Annotated in this window: 11 protein-coding genes; 4 read left to right on the top strand and 7 right to left on the bottom strand. The window is 73.8% G+C overall.

Going from position 1 to position 24,946, the window contains the following annotated elements:
* From ACFWJO_RS01755 to ACFWJO_RS01735, 5 genes are all read right to left on the bottom strand, one after another.
* Positions 1-6,326 (bottom strand): SDR family NAD(P)-dependent oxidoreductase (locus ACFWJO_RS01755; RefSeq protein WP_386862830.1); only part of this gene is annotated, 6,326 nt, incomplete at its 3' end.
* A 90-nt stretch (positions 6,327-6,416) separates the two neighbouring features.
* Complete coding sequence (locus ACFWJO_RS01750) at positions 6,417-16,013, bottom strand: type I polyketide synthase (protein WP_386862829.1); 9,597 nt, start codon at positions 16,011-16,013, stop codon at positions 6,417-6,419.
* A gap of 282 nt (positions 16,014-16,295) precedes the next feature.
* Positions 16,296-16,667 (bottom strand): hypothetical protein, encoded by a 372-nt coding sequence (locus tag ACFWJO_RS01745; RefSeq protein ID WP_384419577.1) that lies wholly within the window; start codon positions 16,665-16,667, stop codon positions 16,296-16,298.
* Complete coding sequence (locus ACFWJO_RS01740; protein ID WP_386862828.1) at positions 16,664-17,287, bottom strand: RNA polymerase sigma factor; 624 nt, start codon at positions 17,285-17,287, stop codon at positions 16,664-16,666. The genes ACFWJO_RS01745 and ACFWJO_RS01740 overlap by 4 nt, the downstream gene beginning before the upstream one ends.
* Positions 17,288-17,573: 286 nt before the next feature.
* The gene (locus ACFWJO_RS01735; protein WP_386862827.1) at positions 17,574-18,242 is read right to left on the bottom strand and encodes a class I SAM-dependent DNA methyltransferase; all 669 of its coding nucleotides are present in this window, start codon (positions 18,240-18,242) and stop codon (positions 17,574-17,576) included.
* A gap of 389 nt (positions 18,243-18,631) precedes the next feature.
* Between ACFWJO_RS01735 and ACFWJO_RS01730 the strand changes: the two genes are divergently transcribed.
* From ACFWJO_RS01730 to ACFWJO_RS01715, 4 genes are all read left to right on the top strand, one after another.
* Complete coding sequence (locus tag ACFWJO_RS01730; RefSeq protein WP_386862826.1) at positions 18,632-19,897, top strand: alpha/beta fold hydrolase; 1,266 nt, start codon at positions 18,632-18,634, stop codon at positions 19,895-19,897.
* 47 nt (positions 19,898-19,944) lie between these two features.
* Positions 19,945-20,577, top strand: coding sequence for an MBL fold metallo-hydrolase (locus ACFWJO_RS01725; protein WP_386862825.1), 633 nt, complete (start codon positions 19,945-19,947; stop codon positions 20,575-20,577).
* A 55-nt stretch (positions 20,578-20,632) separates the two neighbouring features.
* On the top strand, positions 20,633-21,412 hold the full coding sequence (locus tag ACFWJO_RS01720; RefSeq protein ID WP_386862824.1) for an exodeoxyribonuclease III: 780 nt from the start codon (positions 20,633-20,635) through the stop codon (positions 21,410-21,412).
* A 96-nt stretch (positions 21,413-21,508) separates the two neighbouring features.
* Positions 21,509-21,946 (top strand): DUF6278 family protein, encoded by a 438-nt coding sequence (locus tag ACFWJO_RS01715; RefSeq protein WP_386862823.1) that lies wholly within the window; start codon positions 21,509-21,511, stop codon positions 21,944-21,946.
* Between the two features lie 49 nt (positions 21,947-21,995).
* Here ACFWJO_RS01715 and ACFWJO_RS01710 read toward each other — a convergent pair whose 3' ends face one another.
* A complete protein-coding gene (locus ACFWJO_RS01710) occupies positions 21,996-23,558 on the bottom strand; it encodes an alpha/beta fold hydrolase (protein WP_386862822.1) in 1,563 nt (520 codons plus the stop codon).
* Between the two features lie 176 nt (positions 23,559-23,734).
* Positions 23,735-24,910 (bottom strand): Ig-like domain-containing protein, encoded by a 1,176-nt coding sequence (locus tag ACFWJO_RS01705; protein ID WP_386862821.1) that lies wholly within the window; start codon positions 24,908-24,910, stop codon positions 23,735-23,737.
* Between the last annotated feature and the right edge of the window lie 36 nt (positions 24,911-24,946).

Here is a 24,946-nt window from a genome sequence, read left to right as displayed (position 1 = left end):
GGGTCGCCGAGGACCGTTCCGGTGCCGTGGGCTTCGACGGCGTCGACGGCCGAGAAGGTCAGGCCGGCGTCTTCGACGGCGGCGCGGATGACGCGCTCCTGGGCGGGGCCGCTGGGCGCCGTCAGCCCGTTGGACGCACCGTCCTGGTTCACGGCCGAGCCGGCCACGACGGCCAGGACCTGGTGTCCGCGACGGCGTGCGTCCGACAGCCGCTCCACGACGAGCACGCCGACACCCTCGGCCCACGCGGTGCCGTCCGCGTCCGCCGAGAAGGACTTGCAGCGGCCGTCCTCGGCGAGCCCGCGCTGACGCGAGAACTCGATGAAGGTGTGGGGAGTGGACATCACGGCGGCGCCGCCGGCCAGGGCCAGCGAGCACTCGCCGGAGCGCAGCGCCCGGACCGCCAGGTGGAGGGAGACGAGCGACGAGGAGCACGCGGTGTCCACGGACAGCGCCGGGCCCTGGAGCCCGAGCGTGTAGGCCACGCGGCCCGACGCGACGCTGCCGGCGGTGCCGGTCAGGAAGTGGCCCTCGGCCTCCTCCGGCAGCCGGCCGCCGCCGTAGTCGTGGTACATCACGCCGGTGAAGACGCCGGTGTCGCTGCCGTGGAGCGAACCGGGCGCGATGCCGGCCCGCTCCAGGGCCTCCCAGGACACTTCGAGCAGCAGTCGCTGCTGCGGGTCCATCGCCAGCGCCTCGCGCGGCGAGATGCCGAAGAAGGCGGGATCGAACGCGGCGGCCTCGTGGAGGAAGCCACCGTGCCGCACGTAGGACGTGCCCGGGTGGTCCGGGTCCGGGTGGTAGAGACCGTCGAGGTCCCAGCCGCGGTCCGTCGGGAAGCCGGAGATCACGTCCCGCTGCTCGGCGACGACCCGCCACAGCGCCTCGGGCGAGTCCACCCCGCCCGGGAAGCGGCAGCCCATGCCGACGATCACGATCGGGTCGTCCTCGTCCGTGCGCGGCGCGACCGCGACGGCGGCGGGCTGCGGGGCGGCACTCTCGGCGCGTTCCCGTGCGAGCGCGAGCGTGAAGTCGACGACGGCGGCCGTCGTCGGGTGGTCGAAGACGAGGGTGGCCGGGAGCCGCAGACCGGTGGCGGAGTTGAGGCGGTTGCGCAGCTGCACCGCGAGGAGCGAGTCCACGCCGAGGTTCTTGAACGGCTGGTCCTGGTCGATCCCGTCCGCCGAGTCGCGGCCGAGGACGGCGGCGAGCTGGGTGCGTACGAGGTCGAGCAGCAGGCGGCGCCCCTCCTCCTCGGACATCCGGCCGAGCCTGCGCCGCAGACCGGACTCGCCGGCCCGTCGCTGCGGGACCCGCACCAGCGAGCGCAGTACGGGGGACATGGTGCCGGCGAGCGCGTCGGCGCGCATTCCCGCCGGGTCGAGTCGGGCCGGGACGAGCAGCGCGTGGTCGTCGGCGAGCGCCCGGTCGAGCAGTGCGAGGCCCTCCTCGGTGGAGAGCGGGGCGATGCCGCGGGTCGAGAGCGTGTCGTCGTCCAGGTGCCCGGTGAGGCCGGTGCGTTCGGCCCACAGGCCCCAGGCGAGCGAGGTCGCCTGGCGGCCGGTGGACCGGCGGCGGGCGGCGAGCGCGTCGAGGAAGACGTTGCCGGCGGCGTAGTTGGCCTGGCCCGGGTTGCCGAGCACGCCCGCCACCGAGGAGAACAGGACGAAGGCGGCGAGGTCCTGGTCCGCGGTCAGCTCGTCGAGGTGAGCGGCCGCGTCCACCTTGGGCCGCAGCACGGCGGTGAGCCGCTCCGCGGTGAGGGACCCGATCACGCCGTCGTCCAGGAGGCCCGCGGTGTGCACGATTGCCGTGAGCCGGACGCCCGACAGGAGCCGTGCGAGTGCGTCGCGGTCGGCGGTGTCGCAGGCGGCCAGCGTGACCTCGGCGCCCAGCTCGGTGAGCTCGGCCGAGAGTTCCTCGGCGCCCGGCGCGTCGGCGCCGCGACGGCTGACCAGCAGCAGGCGGCGGGCGCCGTGCTCGGTGACCAGGTGACGGGCGACCGACGCGCCGAGCACGCCGGTTCCGCCGGTGATGAGGACGGTGCCGTCGGGGTCGATCCGGCCGCTGTCGGGACCGGCGACGGTGCTGGTGTGCCGGACCAGCCGCGGGGCGAGGGTTTCGCCCGCCCGGAGGGCGAGCTGGGGCTCGGTGAGCACGGCGCCCGGCACGGTGTCGGCCCGGAGCTCCTCGTCCGAGTCCAGCAGGGCGAAACGGTCGGGGTGCTCGGACTGGGCGGTCCTGATCAGGCCCCACACGGTGGCCTGGGCGGGGTCGGTGACCTCGGGGCCCGCGGCGCCTTCGGTCAGGACCAGGAGGCGGGAGCCGGTGAAGCGGGGGTCGGCCAGCCAGTCCTGGACCAGGCCGAGTGCCCAGCCCGCCGCCCGGTGTGCGGCGTCGGCGAGGCCGGCACTCGTGCGGGCAGGGTCCTGCGGCGCGTCCGGACATCGTTCGTCGACGGGACATCGCCCGTCGACCGGACATCGGACGGCGACCACCTGCGGCACCGGGTCCGGCACCTCGGCCAGGTCCGTGACCAGGCACGCGTCGACGCCGACCGGGCCGGCCGGCACCGCCTGCCAGTCCAGCCGGAACAGCGAGTCGGCGCCGCCGGGAGCGGCCAGGTCGGCGGTGAACGGCCGCATGGTGACGGACTCCGCGGACAGCACGGGCTTGCCCGAGCTGTCGGTGACGCGCAGGGTCACGCCGTCCTCGCCCCGCCCACCGAGCCACACCCGCAGCGCGTCCGCGCCCTCGGTGTGACGGGTGACGCCGGACCAGGAGAAGGGCAGGACGGTACGGCTGTCCTCGCGGAGCAGACCGACGGCGTGCAGGGCCGCGTCGAGGACCGCCGGGTGCAGCCCGAAGGAGGCGGCGTCGAGTTCCGCGGGCAGGCTCACCTCGGCGAACACGTCGCGACCGGAGCGCCAGGCGGCCCGCAGGCCCTGGAACGCCGGGCCGTAGTCGTAGCCCGCTTCCGCGAGCGCGTCGTAACGCGTCTCGACGTCGATCTCCTGGGCGCCGGGGGGCGGCCACTCGACGAGGTCGAAGTCCGCGGCGTCGTCGTCGAGGTCGAGCACCGCCGCGGCGTGCCGCGTCCAGGGGGCACCCGGGTCCGCGTCCTGCGACCGGGAGTGCACGGCCAGCTCCCGCTGTCCGTTCGCGGCCGGCGGCTCGACGGTCACACGGAGCTGTACGGCCTCGCCGGGCGGAAGCACCAGCGGTGCCTGGAGGGTGAGTTCGGCGAGCCGTCGCCAGCCCATCCGGGCGCCCACCGCCATCGCGAGTTCGAGGAACGCGGTGCCCGGCAGCAGCACGGTGCCGTGCACCGCGTGGTCGGCGAGCCACGGCTGCGTGTCCAGGGCGAGCCGCCCCGTGTACACCAGCCGGTCCTCCTCGACGAGCTCGACCACCGCACCGAGCAGCGGGTGCCCGGCCGAGGCCAGACCGAGCCCGCGGGCGTCGGTCGAGGCGGGTTCGGTCTCGAGCCAGTAGCGCCGGCGCTGGAAGGGGTAGGACGGCAGCTCGACGGTGCGGGCGCCGTAGGGCCGGAGGAGGGTGGGCCAGTCGATGGCGACGCCGTGGGTCCAGGCCTGGGCGGCGGATTCCGCGAAGCGGTGGAGGCCGCCGGTGTTGCGGTGCAGGGTGCCGACGGCGGCGGCGCTCTGGCCGAGTGCTTCGAGGGTCTCGGTGATGCCGTTGACGAGGACGGGGTGGGCGCTGACTTCGATGAACACGACGTCGGGTGCGGCGAGTTGTTCGATGACCTCGGCGAGCCGGACGCGGCTGCGGAGGTTGCGGAACCAGTAGGAGCCGTCGAGTTCGCGGGTGTCGATCGCGCCTGCGGTGACGGTGGAGTGGAAGGCGATGCGCCCGGACTGCGGGCTGACGTCCTTGAGTTCCTCCGCCAGGGTGTCGCGGATCTCGTCGACGTGTGCGGAGTGGGAGGCGTAGTCGACGGGGATGCGGCGGGCCCAGATGTCGTGGGTTTCGCAGTGGGCGAGGAGGGCGTCGAGGGCGTCGGGTGTGCCGGCCACGACGGTGGAGGAGGGGCCGTTCACCGCCGCGACGGAGATCTGGCCGGAGTAGGTGGTGAGGAGGTCTTCGGCCTGGTTTTCGGGGATGCCGAGCCAGGCCATGCCTCCGCCGCCGGACAGGACGCGCAGGGCTTTGGAGCGCAGGGCGACGACGCGGGCGCCGTCTTCGAGGGTGAGTCCGCCGGCGACGACGGCGGCGGCGATCTCGCCCTGGGAGTGGCCGACGACGGCCATGGGGTTGACGCCGTTGGCGCGCCAGAGGGCGGCGAGGCCGACCATCATGGCCCAGGAGGCGGGCTGGACGACGTCGACCCGGTCCAGGCCCGGTGCGTTTTCGTCACCGCGCAGGACCGCGGTCAGGGACCAGTCCACGAACGGCGCGAGTGCGGTCTCGCACTCGGCGATGACGCGGGCGAACTCGGGGGAGGAGTCCAGCAGTTCGGTCGCCATGCCGATCCACTGCGAACCCTGACCCGGGAACACGAACACGGCACGGGACGAGGACACCCCGTTGACGCCCTCGGTCTCGCCGGACGCCAGCGCGTCCAGACCCGCGAGCAGACCTTCCCGCCCGTCCGAGCCGGACACCACTGCGCGGGACTCGAAGGCCGACCGTCCGGTGGCGAGGGAGTGGGCGACGTCGGCCGGGCTCAGCTCGGGCCGTGCCCGTACGTACGCCGCGAGCTGACCCGCGGCCTCGGCGAGAGCGTCCGCCGAACGAGCCGACAGGGCCCACGGCAGGGAAGAGCCGTCGAGCGGGGCCTCGGCCGTCTCGTCGACGGGGTCCGCGTCGCCGGGGGCCTCGGCGAGGATGACGTGGGCGTTGGTGCCGCTGATGCCGAAGGAGGAGACACCGGCCCTGCGGACCTTGTCGTCCTGGGCGGGCCACGGACGGGGCTCGGTCAGCAGCTCGACGCCGCCCGTCTCCCAGTCGATGAGCTCGCTGGGCTTGGTGACGTTGAGCGTGGCGGGCAGCTCGCCCTTGCGCAGCGCCATGACCATCTTGATGACACCGCCGACACCGGCGGCTGCCTGGGCGTGGCCCAGGTTGGACTTGAGCGAGCCGAGCAGCAGCGGCTCTGCGCCGTCACGGTCGCTGCCGTACGTGGCGAGGAGGGCCTGCGCCTCGATCGGGTCGCCGAGCACCGTTCCGGTGCCGTGCGCCTCGACGGCGTCGACCCCGGCGAAGGAGACCCCGGCGTCCTCCACGGCCGCCCGGATCACCCGCTCCTGGGCGGGGCCGCTGGGCGCCGTCAGGCCGTTGGACGCGCCGTCCTGGTTCACGGCCGAGCCGGCCACGACGGCCAGGACCTGGTGTCCGTGGCGCCGTGCGTCCGACAGTCGCTCGACGACGAGCACTCCGACGCCCTCGGCCCACGCCGTACCGTCCGCGTCGGCGGAGAACGACTTGCAGCGGCCGTCCGCCGCGAGCCCGCGCTGCTGCGAGAACTCCACGAAGATGCCCGGCGTCGACATGACGGTCACGCCGCCGGCGAGGGCCAGCGAGCACTCGCCGGAGCGCAGCGCCCGGACCGCCAGGTGCAGGGCGACCAGGGACGAGGAGCACGCGGTGTCCACCGTCAGGGCCGGGCCCTGGAGGCCGAGCGTGTAGGCCACGCGGCCCGACGCGACGCTCGACGTCGTACCGGTGAGGGCGAAGCCGGTGGCGCTCGTGCCCGACTCGCCGAGGCGCGGACCGTACTCCTGGGCGATCGCGCCGAGGAACACGCCCGTCGACGACCCGTGGAGCGAACCGGGCGTGATGCCGGCCCGCTCCAGAGCCTCCCAGGACACCTCAAGCAGCAGTCGCTGCTGCGGGTCCATCGCCAGCGCCTCGCGCGGCGAGATGCCGAAGAACTCGGGGTCGAACTCGGGGGCGCCCGTCACGAAACCGCCGTCGCGCACGTAGGACGTGCCGGGGTGGTCCGGGTCGGGGTGGTAGAGGCCGTCGAGGTCCCAGCCCCGGTCGGTCGGCAGCCCGGAGATCACGTCGCGCTGCTCGGCGACGACCTGCCACAGCGCCTCGGGCGAGTCGACCCCGCCCGGGAAGCGGCAGCCCATGCCGACGATCACGATCGGGTCGTCGGCGTGGGGGTCGGAGTCGGACGGGGAGTCGGCGTGGGCGGCCGCTCCGGCCTCCAGTTCGCGGACCCGCTGACGGGACTGGTGGAGGTCGACGGTGAGGCGCTTGAGATAGGCGACGAGTTTCTCGTTGTCCGGAGTTGTCATGGTCTTGATGCCCCCGTAGGCGTTGTGGAGCCGTGCGTGCGTGCCGCGCGGGCCGGGCACGTCACGCGACGGTGCGTACGACGTGCCCGATCGAGCCGCGCGCGGCGAACAGGACGAGCGGAGTGAGGGGTCCGCCGCAGCGGACCGGGATCAGAGTTCGGAGTCGATGAACGCGAGCAGTTCGTCGACCGAGGCCGATTCGACCCGCGCGGTCAGTTCGTCGTCGGACCGGACCCGCTGGGCCGGCACCAGGGCGAGGGCCGCCAGCGCGTGGAGGCGCTGGACGATCTCGTCCCTGACGTCGTCCTGGGTGTCGTCGGGCAGGCTGCCGAGCGCCGCTTCCAGCCGGTCGAGTTCGACCAGTCCGGGCGCGGTGCCGAGGCCCGCCGTCGTTTCGGCCGCCGGGACGGTGGGGTCGGCGGAATCCGCCTCGTCCGGGGCCAGTTCCTCGTGCAGATGGGCCATCACCGCGAGCGGCGTGGGGTAGTTGAACAGGAAGGTGGCGGGCAGCCGCAGACCGGCGCTGGTCTGCAGCCTGTTGCGCAGCTCCACGAGCGTGAGCGAGTCGCAGCCCATGTCCTTGAACGGGCGGTCGGCGGGCACGCCGGCCGCGTCGGACCGGCCGAGCACGGCGGCGGTCTGCACCCGTACGAGGTCGAGCAGCAGGTCCTGCCGCTCGTCCGGGTTCAGCACGGCGAGCCGGTCGCGCAGGGTCGCCGTCGCCGGGGCGGCGGCGGTGGCCCGTGCCTCCTGGCCGGGGCGCGGGGCGGCCGGGGCCAGATCGCGGAGCACGGCGGGCCGCTGCTCGCCGAGCGCGCCGAGGGCGGCGCGGTCGAAGGGCGCGGGCACGAGCGCCGCGGCGTCCGTGCGCAGGGCCGCGTCGAGCAGGGCCAGGCCCTCCGCCCGGTCGATCGGCGCGAGACCGGTCCGGGCGATCCGTCCACGGTCGGCCTCGGACAGCGAGCCCGCCATGCCGGCGGCGCCCGGTCGTCCCGCGGTGTCCGCCCACATGCCCCAGGCCAGGGACAGCGCCGGCAGGCGCCGGGCCCTCCGGTGCTGCGCCAGGGCGTCCAGGTAGGCGTTGGCAGCGGCGTAGTTGCCCTGCCCGGCGCCGCCGATGACACCCATGACGGAGGAGAAGAGGACGAAGGCCGCGAGGTCCTGGTCCACGGTCAGCTCGTGCAGGTTGCGGGCCGCGGTGGCCTTGGCGGCGAGCACCGTGTCCAGGCGCTCGGGAGTGAGGGCGGTGATCACGCCGTCGTCGAGCACTCCCGCCGCGTGGACGACGGCGGTGAGCCGCACGTCCGACAGGAGCCGCGCGAGCGCGTCCCGGTCGCCGGTGTCGCAGGCGGCGAGGGTGACCTCGGCGCCCGCTTCGGTGAGCTCGGTGGCGAGTTCGGCCGCGCCGGGCGCGTCCGGGCCGCGACGGCTGACGAGCAGCAGCCGGCGGGCACCGTGCTCGGTGACCAGGTGCCGCGCGACGAGACCGCCGAGGGCGCCGGTGGCGCCGGTGATCAGGACGGTGCCGTCCGGATCGAGGGGCGCGGGCAGGGTCAGGACGACCTTGCCGATGTGCCGCGCCTGGCTGACGTGGCGGAACGCCTCCGGCGCCCGGCGGACGTCCCAGGTGCTGACCGGCAGCGGGGTGAGCGCACCCGACGACAGCAACGCGAGGACCGAGGTGAGCAGTTCGGCGATCCGCTCGGTCGGCTCCTGGAGCAGGTCGAAGAAGCGGTAGTCCACCCCGGCGTGGTCGGCCGCGACCACGTCCGGGTCGCGCAGATCGGTCTTGCCCATCTCCACGAAACGACCGCCGTGCGGCAGCAGCCTCAGGGAGGCGTCCACGAACTCGCCGGCGAGGGAGTTCAGGACCACGTCCATGCCACGGCCCTCGGTGGCCGCGCCGAACGCGGTCTCGAACTCCAGGGTGCGGGACGACGCCAGGTGCGCCTCGTCCAGACCCATGGCACGCAGGGCGTCCCACTTGCCGGGACCGGCCGTGCCGTACACCTCCGCGCCCAGGTGCCGGGCGAGCTGGACGGCGGCCATGCCGACACCGCCGGCGGCGGCGTGGATCAGGACGCGCTCGCCCGCCGCGAGTCCGGCGAGGTCGACCAGCGCGTGGTAGGCGGTCAGGAACACGATGGGCGCGGACGCCGCCTGGGCGTACGTCCAGGCGGCGGGCATCACGGCGACCCGCCGGTGGTCGGCGACGGCCACCGGGCCGAACGCCCCGGAGAGCAGGCCCATGACCCGGTCGCCGACGGCGATGCCGGTGACACCGGGGCCGACCTCGGTGACCACACCGGCGCCTTCGAGGCCGAGGAGACCGGGGTCGCCGGGGTAGAGGCCCAGGGTGTTCAGGACGTCGCGGAAGTTGACGCCGGCGGCGCGCACCGCGATGCGCACCTCGCCGTCGCCGAGCGGCGCCTCGGACTCCGGGCAGGGTTCGAGCGCCAGGTGGTCCAGGGTGCCGCGGTCGCGCACCGCGAGCCGCCAGGCGGTCGCTCCGGCCGGCGGAACCAGCGCACCGTCGGCGGTCGCCCTGCCGATCCGGGGAACCAGCAAGGCCCCGTCACGGACGGCGAGTTGCGTCTCGGTCCCGGTCGTCGGCAGCGCCGTGCGGCAGTCCGCCGCCGACTCCACGTCGAGGAGACCGACCCTGCCCGGGTTCTCGGTCTGCGCCGAGCGCGCCAGACCCCACACGGCCGCGGCCTCGGGGTCCACGTCGGCGTCCGGTGCCGTCGCCACGGCCGCGCGGGTGACGAGCACGAGCCGCGAGTCGGCGAACCGGTCGTCGGCCAGCCAGGTCCGGAGCAGGTCGAGCGCGCGGTGCACGGCGGACCGGGTGCCGGCCGCGGCACCGTCCGCCAGGTCCGCGGCACCGTCCGCGAGGCGCGCCAGGTCCGTGGCGTCCGCCAGATCCGTCGCGCCGGCGGTGTCCGTCGCGCCGGCCAGGTCCGTGAGCGGTGCGAAGACCACCGCCGGGGCCGGGAGCCCCGCGTCCACGGCCTGCCCCAGGGCGGCGAGGTCGGCGTACCGGGAGCCGACGCCCAGGTCGGCGGAGCCGAGCCCGGCGGCCGACGGGGACGCGTCCCCGTCCCCGGCCGGGTCCGCGGCGACCGGCTTCCAGTCCAGGCGGTGGAGCGACCGCGGAACGGTCACCTCCTCGCTGACCGGGCGCAGGACCAGCTCCTCGACCTCGGCGACCACCGCGTGCGACTCGTCGAGCAGCGTCAGCGACACCGCGTCCGGTCCGGTGGAGGCGATCAGGACGCGGGCCGTGCGGGCACCGGGCTGGTGGACGGTCACGCCGCGCCACGAGAAGGGCAGCAGACGGCGGTCGCCGTCGTCCAGCGCGGTGATGACGATCGGGTGCAGGGCCGCGTCGAGCAGCGCCGGGTGCAGCCCGTACGAGGCGGCGTCGGTGACGGACGACGGCAGGGCGACCTCGGCGAGCAGGTCCGACCCGTGCCGCCACGCGGCGCGCAGGCCCTGGAAGACCGGGCCGTAGGCGTAGCCGGCGGCGGCCAGGCCGTCGTAGCAGCCGTCCACGGCCAGCGGCTCGGCCTCGGCGACGGGCGGCGCCGCGGCGGTCGCGGGTGCTCCGTCGTGCGGGGCGAGCGCGCCGGTGCCGTGCAGCGTCCACGGCTCCGTGGCGCCGTCCGGCGTCTCGGCGCGGGCGTGCACGGTCAGCGTGCGCTGCCCGTCGTCGCCGGGAGCGGCCACGACGACCTGGACCTCGGTGCGGCCCTCCTCCGGGATCACCAGGGGTGCGACGAGGGTGAGTTCGGCGACCCGGGGCGTGCCGGTCAGCGAGCCCGCGCGGGCGGCGAGTTCGAGGAACGCGGTGCCGGGCAGCAGGACCGAGCCGAGCACGGCGTGGTCGGCGAGCCACGGATGCGTACGGCGGCCGAGCCGCGCGGTCAGCACGGTCTGTCCGGACTCGGCGAGCTCGACGGCGGGGCCGAGCATCGGGTGACCGGCCGTGCCCGCGGTTCCCCGCGCGGTCAGCCAGTAGCGCTCCCGCTGGAAGGCGTACGTGGGCAGGGCGGGCGTCCGGCCGGGCCCGAACACGGCCCGCCAGTCCGCGCTCCGGCCGCGCACGTGCAGCGCGCCGAGCGCGGCGGCCAGGGTGCGGCCCTCGGGCCGGTTGCGACGCAGCACCGGTACGAACGCCAGCGCGTCGTCGTCCAGGCAGTCCTGGCCCAGCGCCGACAGCACGCCGTCCGGGCCGAGTTCGAGGAAGGTCCGCATGCCGAACTCGTGGAGGGCGACCAGGCCGTCGGACATCCGGACCTCCTGGCGCACCTGCCGGAGCCAGTAGTCGGCGGTGACCTCGATCGGCCGCCCGGTGACCGTGGACACCATGGGGATGCGCGGCTCCGCGTAGCGGACCCCCGCGGTGACGGCGCCGAACGCGTCGAGCATCCCGTCCATGCGGTGCGAGTGGAAGGCGTGACTGACGACCAGCCGGCGGGTCTTGCGGCCGGCCTCGGCGAACGCAGCGGCGACCTGCTCCACCGCCTCGACGTCACCGGAGACGACGACGGCCGTCGGGCCGTTGACGGCGGCGATGCTCACCTCGTGCTCGCGGCCCTCGATCAGGGCGCGGACCTCGTCCTGCGAGGCCTGGACGGCCGTCATCGCGCCGCCGGCCGGCAGGGCCTGCATGAGCCGGCCGCGCGCGGTGACCAGCGCGCAGGCGTCGGGCAGGGTGAGGATCCCGGCGACGTGCGCGGCGGCGAACTCGCCGATGGAGTGGCCGAGTACGGCGTCCGGCGCCAGACCCCGGTGCTCGAGGAGCCGGAACAGCGCGACCTGGAGCGCGAAGAGCGCGCACTGCGTGTTCTCGGTCCGGTCGAGGGCCTCCGCGTCGTGGAACATCACGTCGCGGATCGGCGGCGTACCGGGCACGGAGGCACGGCAGGCGTCGAGTTCGGCGCACACCGCGTCGAGGGCGGCGGCGAAGACCGGCTCGGACTCGTACAGTTCACGGCCCATGCCGACGCGCTGGCTGCCCTGCCCGGTGAACAGGTAGGCGAGCCCGTCGTCCGGGCGCGCCGTGCCGAGGGCCAGGGCGGAGTGCGCCTCGCCGCGGCCGAGCGCGGTCAGCGCCGCGACGGCCTCGGCGCGGTCCTCGGCGGTGATCGCCGCGCGGTGCTCCAGGGCGGTACGGGTGGTGGCCAGGGCGCGACCGAGGTCACGGGCCGGCACGTCGTCGAGCTCGTCCAGCGCCTCGACGAGTGCCGTGGCCTGGGCGCGCAGCGCCGGCTCGGTACGGCCGGACAGCACCCACAGCGGCGCCGTGTCGTCGAGCGGTGCCTGCTCCGTGTCGTCGGCCGACGTCAGGTCGCCGGGGGCCTCGGCGAGGATGACGTGGGCGTTGGTGCCGCTGATGCCGAAGGAGGAGACACCGGCGCGCCGGATCCTGTCGTCCTGGGCGGGCCACGGACGGGGCTCGGTCAGCAGCTCGACGCCGTCGGCGGCCCAGTCCACGAGCTTGCTCGGCTTGGACACGTTGAGCGTCGCGGGCAGTTCGCCCTTGCGCAGCGCCATGACCATCTTGATGACACCGCCGACACCGGCGGCGGCCTGGGCGTGTCCGATGTTGGACTTGAGCGAGCCGAGGAGCAGCGGCCGGCCGCCGTCGCGTGCGCTGCCGTAGGTGGCGAGGAGTGCCTGGGCTTCGATCGGGTCGCCGAGGACCGTTCCGGTGCCGTGGGCTTCGACGGCGTCGACGGCCGAGAAGGTCAGGCCGGCGTCTTCGACGGCGGCGCGGATGACGCGTTCCTGGGCGGGGCCGCTGGGGGCGGTGAGCCCGTTGGAGGCGCCGTCCTGGTTCACGGCCGAGCCGGCGACGACGGCCAGGACCTGGTGACCGCGGCGCCGGGCGTCCGACAGCCGCTCGACGACGAGCACGCCGACACCCTCGGCCCAGGCCGTACCGTCCGCGTCCGCCGAGAAGGACTTGCAGCGGCCGTCCTCGGCGAGCCCGCGCTGACGCGAGAACTCCACGAAGATGCCCGGCGTCGACATGACGGTCACGCCGCCGGCGAGGGCCAGCGAGCACTCGCCGGAGCGCAGCGCCCGGACCGCCAGGTGCAGGGCGACCAGCGACGAGGAGCACGCGGTGTCCACCGTCAGAGCCGGGCCCTGGAGGCCCAGCGTGTAGGCCACGCGGCCCGACGCGACGCTCGACGTCGTACCCGTCAGGCCGAAACCGGCGGCGCCGGCACCCGCCTCGCCGAGCCGCGGACCGTACTCCTGCGCCATGACACCGGCGAACACACCGGTCTGCGTGCCGCGCAGGGAGTCCGGGGCGATGCCGGCCCGCTCCAGGGCCTCCCAGGACACTTCGAGGAAGGCGCGCTGCTGCGGGTCCATCGCCAGCGCCTCGCGCGGCGAGATCCCGAACAGTTCGGCGTCGAACTCGGCGGCGCCTTCGAGGAAGCCGCCGTTGCGCACGTAGGTGGTGCCGACGTGGGCGGGATCCGGGTGGTAGAGGCCGTCGAGGTCCCAGCCGCGGTCCGTCGGGAAGCCGGAGATCATGTCCCGCTGTTCGGCGACGACCCGCCACAGGGCCTCGGGCGAGTCCACCCCGCCCGGGAAGCGGCAGCCGATGCCGACGATCACGATCGGGTCGTCCTGGTCGGGACCGGCTTCGGGCGCGGCCTCGTCGCTCCCTGCGTCGGCGAGCAGCGAGGCCAGCCGTGCGGGGCTGGGGTGGTCGTATACGACCGTGGTGGGCAGCTTGCGTCCGGTGGCGGCGACGAGCCGGTTGCGCAGCTCGACGACCGTCGCCGAGTCGATGCCCAGCTCCTTGAACGTCCGCCGCGGCTCGATCTCGGCGGCGGACTCGTAGCCGAGGACGGCGGCGGTGTGCGCCCGTACGAGTTCCAGAGCGGCCGGTCCGGTCAGCGAGCCGTGCGCCTCGGCCTCCTCGCCGTACGCGTCGTCCGCCGCGTCCGGGGCGTCCACGATGCCGGCCGGGAGGGCGGCGGCCCGTGCGGTCGGGGCCGGCGAGCCACCGGGCTGTGCGGTGATCCAGTGGCGGCGCCGCTGGAAGGCGTACGTCGGGAGCTCCGCGCGCGTGGTGCCGGCGGGCAGGACGGCGGACCAGTCCACCTCCGCGCCGTGGCAGAACGCCTCGCCGAACGCGAGCAGCAGCCGCTGCGGGCCGCCCTCCTCGCGGCGCAGGGTACCCAGCGCGGTCACCGGAAGGTCCGCGGCCTCCGCGGTCTGCTGGACGGCGAGCGCGAGCACCGGGTGCGGACTCATCTCGATGAACAGCTCGTGCCCCGCTTCGAGCAGGGCCCGTACGGCGGGTTCGAATCCCACGGGTTCCCGCAGGTTGCGGTACCAGTAGTCGACGTCGAGCTCGGAGCCGTCCAGCGCCGTGCCGGTCACGGTGGAGTGCAGGGGCACGCTTCCGGCGCGCGGCGCTATCCCGGCGAGCTCGGCCGGCAAGGTGTCGCGTACGGCGTCGACGTGCGGGCTGTGCGAGGCGTAGGCGACCGGGACGCGCCGGGTGCGGACGTCCTCGCCGTACCGCGCGGCGAACGCGTCCAGGGCGTCCCCGTCGCCGGCGACCACGGTCATGCCGGGGGAGTTGACGGCGGCGACGCTCAGCTGCGGGTACGCGGCGAGGTCGGCGCGCACCCGGTCGGCGGGCAGCGACACGGTGAGCATGCCGCCGCCGCGACCGGCCAGTTCGCCGAGGGCGGCGCTCCGCACGGCGATGAGCCGGGCCGCGTCGTCCAGGGTGAGCGCGCCGCTGACGGTGGCGGCGGCGATCTCGCCCTGCGAGTGGCCGATGACCGCGGCGGGTTCGACGCCCGCCGCCCGCCACAGTGCGGCGAGACCGACCATGACGGCCCACAGGGCGGGCTGCACGACGTCGTCGCGGTCGAGGGCGGGCGCGCCCGGGCGGCCGCGCAGCACGTCGGTCAGCGCCCAGTCCCGGTACGGGCGGAGCGCGCGCTCGCAGTCCTCGACGACCTTCGCGAAGACGGGGGCGGCGTCGAGGAGTTCGGCGGCCATGCCGGCCCACTGCGAGCCCTGGCCGGGGAAGACGAACACCGCTTCACGGGTGGTCCGGTGGCTGCTGCCCTGGACCGCGGCCTGGGTGACCCTGCCGTCGGCGACCGCGTCGAGGGCGGTCAGCAGCTCGGCCCGGTCGGAGCCGACCAGGACGGCCCGGTGGGCGAAGGCGGTGCGGTCGTGGGCGAGGGCGCGGGCGACCTCGGCGGCGCCGAGGTCCTCATGGGCGGCGAGGTGCTCGCGCAGCCGCTCGGCCTGGGCGCGCAGCGCCTTCTCGCCGCGTCCGGACAGCACCCAGGCGAGGGATTCGCCGGTGGCGGATTCTGCTGGGGATTCCTCGGCGGATTCCGCGGGGGATTCCTGATCGTTCCCGGCGGTAACAGCAGTTCCGTTCCACTCGCCGAGTACCAGATGGCAGTTGGTGCCGCCCATTCCGACCGATGTCACTCCCGCGACGAGCGGTCCATCGGAATCCCGCCATGGCTTGTTCTCGGTGATGGCGGAGATCCGGAGATCGTCGAAGGGAATCTGCGGATTGGGAGTGCGGAAATTCAGGGTCGGGACGAGTTCCCGCTCTTTGATGCAGAGAATGGTCTTGACGAGTCCCGCGATACCGGAGGCGCCTTCGAGGTGACCGATGTTCGTCTTGACGGAACCGAGGCGGAGGGGATTGCCGGGAGTGCGGGACGAGGCGAAAACGGCGCCCAGAGCCGAGGCTTCGATGGGATCGCCGACGCGGGTGCCCGATCCGTGGATTTCGACGTACTGGGCTTGCTCCAGGGGAATTCGCGCGTCTTCCCACGCCTCGCGGATGACGCGTTCCTGCGCCTTTCCGCTGGGCGTGGGGAGGGTGTCGCTCGCGCCGTCGCTGCCGACGGCGCCTCCGTGCAGGAGGCAGAGGATCCGGTCCCCGTCGGCGACGGCCTGACGGAGCAGCTTCAGCGCCACCACGGCGCCGCCCTCGCCTCGTACGTACCCGTTGGCACGGGCGTCGAGAGCGTGACATCGGCCGTCGGGCGAGAGGCTGCCGAAGGCCTCCAGGGCGTGGGTGCTCTCCGGCGCGAGGTTCAGGTTGACGCCGCCGGCCAGTGCCACGACGGACTCGCCGCGGCGCAGGCTCTCGCAGGCCAGATGCACCGCGACCAGGGCCGATGACTGCGCGGTGTCGACCACCATGCTGGGGCCCTGCAGGTCGAGGGCGTAGGAGACCCGGTTGGCGATGATGCCGCGGTGCAGGCCGGTCACCGTGTGGGCGGAGGTGGCGCCGGGGCCGGCCGCGTGGGTCAGGGCCGCGTAGTCGTCGGCGATCGCGCCGACGAAGACGCCGGTGCTCGTGCCGGCGAGCGTGGCCGGCACGATGCGGGCGTCCTCCAGCGCCTCCCAGGCGAGTTCGAGGACGAGCCGCTGCTGGGGGTCCGTCGCGGCGGCCTCCCGCGGCGAAATGCCGAAGAACTCGGCGTCGAAGGTGTCGACACGCGGGAGAAAGCCGCCGGGGCGCGGCGAGCCGTCGGGTAACGTGGCGAGATGCGCGCGATCCGCGGGCGGTTCGGCTATGGCATCGCGGCCGTTCTTGAGGAGATCCCAGAATTCAGCGGGGTTCGCCCCGCCGGGAAAGCGACAGGAGAGTCCGACGACGGCGACGGTCCGGTCGTCGATACCTTCGGGTGTTGGTGCTGCCGCCGGTATTCGGGCATGGCGGATCATGGTGTTCTTGCTCCCCCCGTGAAGCACGTTGAACGGCGCGGCCGACTCGGCGGTCCAGCCAGATTCAATTCGGACCCTAGCACCGAGTCGGCGCTCCGTAAACCAATGGCCACGGCATGCAGTCGGCATGCGGAAATAGGCATTCCGGACAGCCGGGGGGAGTGTCGGCGTATCCCGTAACCATCCCGTCAACGACGCGTAAACGGCGCGTCCCCACGCCGGGCGGACGCCGACGGGACGGGTGTTGTCCGGCAGGGGTCCACGGCGCGGGCCGTGGACCCGTCACCGGGAGGCGGCCGGCACCTTGGTGTCGGCGGAGTGGCCCTCGGCGGCCTTCGCCGCCGGGTGCGCCTTGGTGATGGTGCAGACGCCGTCGACGCACTGGCGCTCGAGGCGGCCGCGGGAGATGGTCTGCGCGAGGCCGACCATCCAGCAGGTGGGGCAGCCCTTGAAGGCGATCAGGGACAGCGGGGCCGCCAGCAGGACGGCCGGGCCGGCGACCGGCACCATGGCGATCGAGCCGATGATCAGCCCGAAGCCGATGACGCCGCGCGCCAGGTGGCGCGGGACGGACTTGCTGGCGAAGTTCGGCGCCGCGGGCTTCGCGGTCGCGGGGACCTGGAGCTGGGTGGGAGCGGTCTTCACGGTGTTCACGGTCGTGGGTCTCCTCCGACGTGTGGGCCGACGGCGTCGTCCGACGCCCGACCGGCGGCTTGGTCGAGTGGTGGTTCGGTCGCGGTGAGCGACTGGCGCAGGGTCGCGCGGGCCCGGTGCAGCCGCGACTTCATCGCGGCGGTGCTCAGACCGAGCGCGTTCGCGACGGTCTTGCCGGGCAGGCCCTGGATGTCACGCATGATCAGGACCTGCCGCTGGTCCCGCGGAAGGGCGCTGACCGCGGCGGCGATCCGCTCCACCTCCAGCCGGTGCAGCACCGCCTCCTCGGCCGACGGTTCCGCGCAGACCTCCGGCTCGGCCGACGTCTCGTCGCTCCGCGAGACGAGCAGCCGTACCTGCCGGAGGCATTCGTTGCGCACGATCCGGAACATCCATGAGGCAAGCGCGCCGGTGGCCCGCAAGGTGCCGATCTTCCTGTAGAGGATGATCAACGCCTCCTGTGCCGCGTCCTCCGCGTCCTGCGGCGAGGCGCACAGCGAGATGGCGAACTTGCGCACATGAGGCTGCGACTCCATGACGACGGTGGTGAGCGACGAGACGTCACCGTCCTGAGCGGCCTTGATCAAGCGATCGTCCGGCCATCGGAAGCGTGGATTCATGTGCTAACTCATACCCGGAAGGCACCCCGCGCGCAGGGCGCGGGTCAGACGCGGCTCTTCTTGAAGCGGCGCAGCAGGTGCCAGCTGCAAGCGCCCACAGCCAGGACTCCGACGACGATGAGCGCAGTGATCATTGGTGTTTCCTCCCGGTTCGGCCGGCCCGTTCGGCCGGTACACACATAGGAGGAGGGGAGGTCCGGAAAGGATTCGCCTCACGCGAAGATTTTTTTCGGGCGTCAGGACGACCGCTCCGCGAGGCCGCGGACACCTGCCGACGGCGAGACGGTCAGCCCGCCTTCCGGGCCATGACGACCACGCCCGGCCCGGTGTGCTCGTCCGCCGGGAGCCGGAGCTCGGCGACCGTGCGCAGTCCGGCCCGCTCGACGAGGTCCACGAGCTGTTCCGGCCGCCACCGGTGCGTCGTCCAGCGGACGGGTACGCCTCCGTAGGCCTCGGTGCGCAAGGTGTCCCCGTCGCCGACGTGGGTCGCGGTGATGAAGTACCCGCCCGGCTTCAACGCGCGGGCGAACGAGGCGAGTACCTGGGGAAGGACGTCACGGGGGAGGTTGAACAGGGACCACCAGCCGAGCACGCCACCGAGGGACGCCTCCCCGAGCCCGAGATCGGTGGCGGAGGCGACGGAGAAGCGGCACTGCGGATGCAGCCGGCGGGCGTTCTCGATCATGCGCGGGGAGAGGTCGACACCGGACACGTCGAGCCCGCGCTCGTCGAGGTAGGCGGTCACCGTGCCGGGTCCGCAGCCGACGTCGAGGACGGGTCCGAGTCCGCCCACGCTGTCGGCGAAGGCGTCGATCGACGCCTTGAGCCAGGGGTGGCGGCGGATGTCGCCGATCCCCGTATTCAGGACCATGTCGGCGTAGTTGTCGGCCACGCGGTCGTAGGAGTCGCGTACGACGTCGAGATCGGCGGGCCGGTCGATGCGGTGAGCGGGCATCGGGCAAGGATAGGGCGGCGGCGCGCAGCGTGGACCACGCGACACCGCCCGACGCCGACGGCTCCCATCTCCGCGGTGAGCACGCCTGGTTGAGCCGCCGGCCGGACCGGACCCGCCGGTCGGCCCGGGCCCGCCGGTCGGCCCGGGCCCGCCGACCGGCGCCGGCCGGGGATACGGGCAGCGCATGCACCCGGCTACGCCCGACCCGCCCGCGGCCGGGCGTTGAGCACCGCCCACCGGCATCCGCGCCTTTCCCGCCGCGCCTTACCCCCCGTGCCCTTCCGTCCTGCCCTCCCGCCGTGCCTTCCCCGCCGTGCTCCAGCCGCGGGCGACGCCCCTGGTCCGACCCGGCGGCGTGACGGAACGCCGGAGATGAGAGGGTCGGGCGGGTGAGTGAGACACCGACGAACACCCTCCAATACCGCGTAGACGGTCGAGACGACGCCCCGGTCCTGGTCCTGGGACCTTCGCTCGGCACCACCTGGCACATGTGGGACCGGCAGATACCCGAGCTCACCCGCGCCTGGCGGGTCGTCCGCTTCGACCTGCCCGGACACGGCGGCGCGCCCGTGCAGCCGGCCGGCTCCGTCGCCGAGCTCGGCGACCGGCTGCTCGCCACCCTCGACGAGCTCGGCGTCCAGCGCTTCTGCTACGCCGGCTGCTCCCTCGGCGGCGCCGTCGGCCTCGACCTCGCGCTGCGCGCGCCGCAGCGGGTCGCGTCCCTGGCCCTCGTCGCCACCTCGCCCCGCTTCGGCAGCGCCGACGAGTTCCGGCAGCGCGGCGTGCTCGTCCGCACCAACGGCCTCGAACCCATGGCCCGTACCGCGCCCGAGCAGTGGTTCACACCCGCCTTCGCCGCTGCCCAGCCCGCCATCGTCGACTGGGCCGTGCAGATGGTCCGCACCACCGACCCGGGCTGTTACATCGCCGCCTGCGAGGCGCTCGCCGTCTTCGACGTCCGCGAGGCCCTGGACCGGATCGGCGTGCCCGTCCTGGTCCTGGTCGGCGCCGACGACCGGATCACCGGCCCCGCCGAGGCCCGCACCCTCGTCGCCGGCATCCCCGACGCCCGCCTCGCCGTCGTCCCCGGCGCCTCCCACCTCGCGCCCGTCGAGCAGCCCGCCGCCGTCACGGAGCTGCTCACCGGCCACTTCGCGCCGCTCGCCCAGGACACCCACGGCGTCGCCCTCACCCCGCCCGGCACACCGCCGGTCCCCGTCCCGGTCGTCCCGGCGGCCGAGACCGCCCCGGCGTCGCCGGACGAGGACGAGGATCCCCGCCCCGACCCGTACGAGAGCGGCCTCAGGCTGCGCAGGGAGATCCTCGGCGATGCCCACGTCGACGAGGCCCTGGCGGATCCGTTCGGCGAGGACTTCCAGCACCTGGTCACCCGCTTCGCGTGGGGCGAGGTGTGGAGCCGTGAGGGTCTGGACCGCCGCACCCGCAGCGCCGTCACCCTCGCGGCGCTCATCGCCGGCGGCCACCACGACGCCCTCGCCGACCACACCCGGGCCGCGCTCCGCAACGGCCTCGCCCCGGCCGAGCTCCGCGAGATCCTCCTCCAGACCGCCGTCTACTGCGGCCTGCCCGCGGCCGAGAGCGCCCTGCGGGTCGTCCGCCGCGTGATCGAGGAGGACACGACACCGCCTGCCTAGGCCTGCCAGGAGCGGCAGAGCCCACGGCCTGCCCCTAGGCTGCGGCCGTGAAGCTGACGAAGAACACCCACGCCTGCGTCCGCCTGGAGAAGGACGGCCGGACGCTCGTCATCGACCCCGGGATGTTCACCGAGGAGGACGCCGCGCTCGGCGCCGACGTCCTCCTCGTCACCCACGAGCACCCGGACCACTTCGACGAGGGACGGCTGCGCGCGGCCCTCGAGGCCGACCCGGCCGCCGAGGTGTGGACGCTGCGGAGCGTCGCCGGGCAGCTCGCGGCGGCGTTCCCCGGCCGCGTCCACACGGTCGGCGACGGCGACGCGTTCTCCGCCGCCGGTTTCGACGTACAGGTGCACGGCGAACTGCACGCGGTGATCCACCCGGACATCCCGCGGATCACGAACGTCGGCTTCCTGATCGACGGGGCCGTCTTCCACCCCGGCGACGCGCTCACCGTCCCCGACCGCCCGGTGGAGACCCTGTTCCTGCCGGTCATGGCGCCGTGGAACAAGATCTCCGAAGTGATCGACTACGTGCGGGAGGTCAAGCCGGTCCGCGCGTACGACATCCACGACGCGCTCCTCACCGACCTGGCCCGGCCGATCTACGACCGCCAGATCGGCGCCCTGGCCGGCACCGACCACCGCAGGCTCACCCCGGGCGACTCGGCCGAGCTCTGACCGGCCCCGCGCCGCGGACCGCCGACTGTCACACCCCGCCGTTAGGCTTGCGCACATGCGCATCGCCACCTGGAACGTCAATTCGATCACGGCCCGGCTGCCCCGCCTCCTGGCCTGGCTGGAGAGCACCGGCACCGACGTGCTGTGCATCCAGGAGACCAAGTGCACCGCCGAGCAGTTTCCCGCCGACGAGCTGCGCGAGCTGGGGTACGAGTCGGTGGTCAACGCGACCGGCCGGTGGAACGGGGTCGCCCTGGTCTCCCGGGTCGGCCTGGAGGACGTCGTCACCGGGCTGCCCGGCGGCCCCGACTACGAGACCGTGCAGGAGCCGCGGGCCATCTCGGCGACCTGCGGCCCGGTCCGCCTCTGGTCGGTGTACGTGCCGAACGGCCGGGAGGTGGCGCACGACCACTACGCGTACAAGCTGCGCTGGCTCGAGGCCCTGAAGGCCGCCGTCGCCGAGGACGCGGCGGGCGGCCGGCCCTTCGCCGTGCTCGGCGACTTCAACATCGCCCCCACCGACGAGGACGTCTGGGACATCTCCCTGTTCGAGGGCGCCACCCACGTCACGGAGCCGGAGCGGGCGGCGCTCGCCGGGCTGCGCGAGGCCGGCCTGGCCGACGTGGTGCCGCGCCCGCTGAAGTACGACCACCCGTTCACGTACTGGGACTACCGCCAGCTCTGCTTCCCGAAGAACAAGGGCATGCGCATCGACCTGGTCTACGGCAACAAGCCCTTCGCGGACGCGGTCAAGGACAGCTACGTCGACCGCGAGGAGCGCAAGGGCAAGGGCGCATCCGACCACGCCCCGGTCGTCGTCGACCTCGACGTCTAGAGACCTCGACGTCCGAGACGTGGACGTCCGGTGGTGGCTCGGTGATCTCCGCGCGCCGGGTGGTGCCCTCCAGGGGTGGAATGGGACGCTGTTCGGATGAACATTCCTTTCCTGGACAACTGGCGCAAGAAGCATGAAGCGGAACGATCCCCTCTGGTCTCGGTCTTCGACCGGGACCCGGAGGGAGCCGCCGAGCTGCTCGCGGAGTGCGAGCTGCTGCGCGCCCGTGCCCAGGAGGCGGGAGTGACGCTCGACGACACGCCCCGCTCGCTCGCGGCGCTCGACCAGCTTCCGCCCCGCTGGCGGGAAGACCCGGAGGAACTGCCCTGGGTCGGGAACGACGCCGGCCTCTATCTCGGCACCGTGATCGTGCGGACCGTGCCGGGCGCCGGATGGCGGCTGCGGCCGGACGGCCAGCCGGTGGTGCTGCTGGCCTCCGGCCGCGAGATCAACGTGGTGGCGGCCGGGCTGGACTGGGCCGCCACGGGTGCGCCCGAGCTCTCCCAGGTCTACGCGGAGTCCGCCGAGTTCTGAGCCTCCGGGCGCCCCGCACGGGCCCTGCCCGCCCGGCAGCAGCCGGTGATCACTCCGCCCGCACCGGCACCGACACGTAGCTCGGATCGGCCGCCGGCGAGGAGAAGGTCAGCTGCGCGCCGGTCGGGTTGTGCTCGATGTACAGCGGGTCGACGGTGTCGACGACCAGCGCGAGCCGGTGACCGGCCGGCACGTCGTAGGCCGTGGAGAACAGGTCCAGGTCGACGGCGAACGGCTGTCCCGGCTCCTTGCCGTGGAAGGTGTACGGGGCGTGGGTGACCAGCTTGCCGATGCCGAGCGGGCCCACGTCGTACAGGTACGCGACGAAGGTGCCGCTCCCGGCGGTCGGGGTGACCGTGGTGTGCAGCCGCGCGGTGCCGCGCACCCGCTGCGCGGTGTCGTACCGCCCGGTCTGCCACACGGCCGCGAAGGCCCGGGGGAGCAGCGGGACCGAGGCGGTCGGCGGGGCCTGGAAGAACTGGTCCAGGAGGTTGGAGAGCATCACGACGCCGCCGTTGGCGCCGGAGTCGATGTTCGCCCAGACGTGCTCGGAGTCGGTGAGCGCGAACTTCCGCCGGTCGGCGTTGACGGACTTCCAGTCCGGGTAGCCCTCGTAGCCGGCGTCGGAGCGCGGCTTGAGCCGGACCGGCTGCTCGCGGTCGACGCCGTTGTCCACGCCCTTGAGGTGGTGGTCGAACCAGCGGTGGGCGCTGGTCCAGGTGTCGTTGGGCAGTCCGAGCAGTCCGGTGGCCTCCGCGGTGGCGTGGTCGCCGGGGCGGAACTCCAGCCGCTTGGGGCCGCTCAGCTTCTCGTAGAAGCTCGCGAACTGGTTGGGCGGGAAGATCGTGTCGCCCCAGGCGTTGCCCAGCATGACCGCGGGCCGGTTGGCGTTGATCGCGTCGAGGTACGTGGCCGCGGACCGCTTGCGGCCCCAGGCGATCATCTCGTCCTCCTTGTCCAGGTCGGACGCGAGGAAGTCGCTCAGGACCTGCCGGAGTTCGGGACCGGGCCGGCCGGTGAGGTACCCGGCGCCGCCGAGCAGGGCGGCGGCCTGGAGGTGCTGGGTGCGGCCGCTGTAGATCGAGTCGATGAGGTCGGCCCAGCCGCTGAGCGCGGCCACGGCTCTGACCCGCTTGTCCTGGGCGGCGGTGAGCAGGCTGATGCCCGCGCCGTACGAGACGCCGGCCATGCCGACCCTGGCGGGGTCGGCGGGCGTGTTGGCCAGGGCCCAGTCGATGACGAGGGACGCGTCCGCGATGTCCTTCGGTCCGGCGGTCTCGATCTCCCCGCCGGACTGCCAGAAGCCGCGCGAGTTGTAACTCACCACGACGTAGCCGGAGTCGGCGAGCTTCTGGGCCTGGGCCAGGTACTCGACCTGGGGCATGCCCCAGCTGGTCGGGAGCACGATCACCGGGTAGCGGGTGGAGCCGTCGGCGCCGGCCGGGGTGGCGACGTTGGCCTTGAGGACGGTGCCGCCGTCGCCCGCGATGTCGACGAAGCGCAGGGTGCCGCCGGACTCGGCGGCGGTGGCCGCGCCGGCGGCGGGGGCGAGCCCGAGGGCCGTGCCGGCGACGAGGGCGGCCGAGACGGCGAAGGTCAGCGCTGTGCGCACGGGTCACTCCTCACTGGTTCACTGAATGGGGGGGCAGTGAAAGTGACCCGACGGTAACCTCGACGGCTTACCCGGGGTAACCGCTCAGTAAGTTACGCAAGGGTAACGATTGGCGGAACGGACCCGTCAGTGCGGGGCGCGCCGTCAGCGGGGCGCACCCCCGGCACGGGGAGCCGTCAGCGCAGCGCGCTCTTCGCCTGCCAGTCGGCCCAGGACAGGTTCCACTCGCCGTAGCCGTTGTTCAGCGCCTGCGTGCCCTTGGCGTCGGAGCCGGTGATCTCGAACGGGTCGCCCACCTGCACCGCGTCGTACACCGCCTTCGCGTTCGCGTCGCTCATCCCGATGCAGCCCGAGCTCCTGTTGGCGCTGCCGAAGTAGGCGGCGTTCCACGGCGCCGCGTGGGCGTACATGCCCGACCAGGTCAGCCGCATCGAGTAGTCGACCATCTTGTCGTAGGCGTCGCCGAGCCCGACGGTCTCGGAGCGCATGTTGATCGTGCCCTCCTTCGCCATCAGCACCGTCTTCCCGCGCCACGAGGCCTTCTCGCCGCCGGGCGTCCCGGCCGACATGGGCACGTCCCGCACGACCTGCCCGTCCCGCAGCAGCTTCAGCCGGTGGGCGTCCAGGTCGACCTTGACGAGCTGGTTCCTCCCGACGGTGAAGCCCGTCGTGTAGTCGCGCACGAACCAGCCGCCGGCGCCCCCGGAGTCGATGCCGTTGAGCTCGGCCTTGAGCGTCACCTTGGTGCCCGCCTTCCAGTACTCCTTGGGCCGCCAGTCCACCCGGTCCTTGCCCGACCAGTCCTGCATCCAGCCCCAGGACCCCTCGGTGCCGTTCGAGGTGGTCACCTTCAACTGCCGCTCCACGGCGGCCCTGTTCTTCACCGGGTGGTCGAAGACGATCGACAGCGGCTGGCCGACGCCGACCGTGGTGTTCCTGCCGGGTGCCAGGTTCAGCTTGTTCACCCGCTCCGGCTCGGCGGTGCTGAACGACGCCTTCGCGCTGCCGCCGTCCGTGTCCCGCACCTCGACGGCGTACGAGGTCCCCGGCGCGGCCGGACGCAGCGAGGTCCAGGTCTTCCCGTCGGCGCCGGTCCTGCCGGCCAGGTTCCCGCCCTTGTCGTCCGTCACCGTCACCTGCTGGAGCCGCGGACCCTCGGCGAGCGTCACCACCACCGGCGCGCCGGCCCTCGCCCGCTCTCCGGTCAGGTTCACCGAGACCCGCGTCCGCGGCGCCTCCTCCGCCGCCCCTCCGGCCCCGCCCGAGCCTCCCGTACCGCCACCGCACCCGCCGAGGGTGACGGCGAGTGCGGTGGTGACGAACAGGGCGGCGGGCACGGATATGCGGCTCACGGAAACGACCTCCGGTGGTGATCTCTTACGGGAGGA

This window comes from Streptomyces sp. NPDC127092 (assembly GCF_042722475.1).
Taxonomy (GTDB): Bacteria; Actinomycetota; Actinomycetes; order Streptomycetales; family Streptomycetaceae; genus Streptomyces.
The sequence above is the reverse complement of the archived record's forward strand: the minus strand, read 5'-3'. Positions and strand labels throughout refer to the sequence as shown.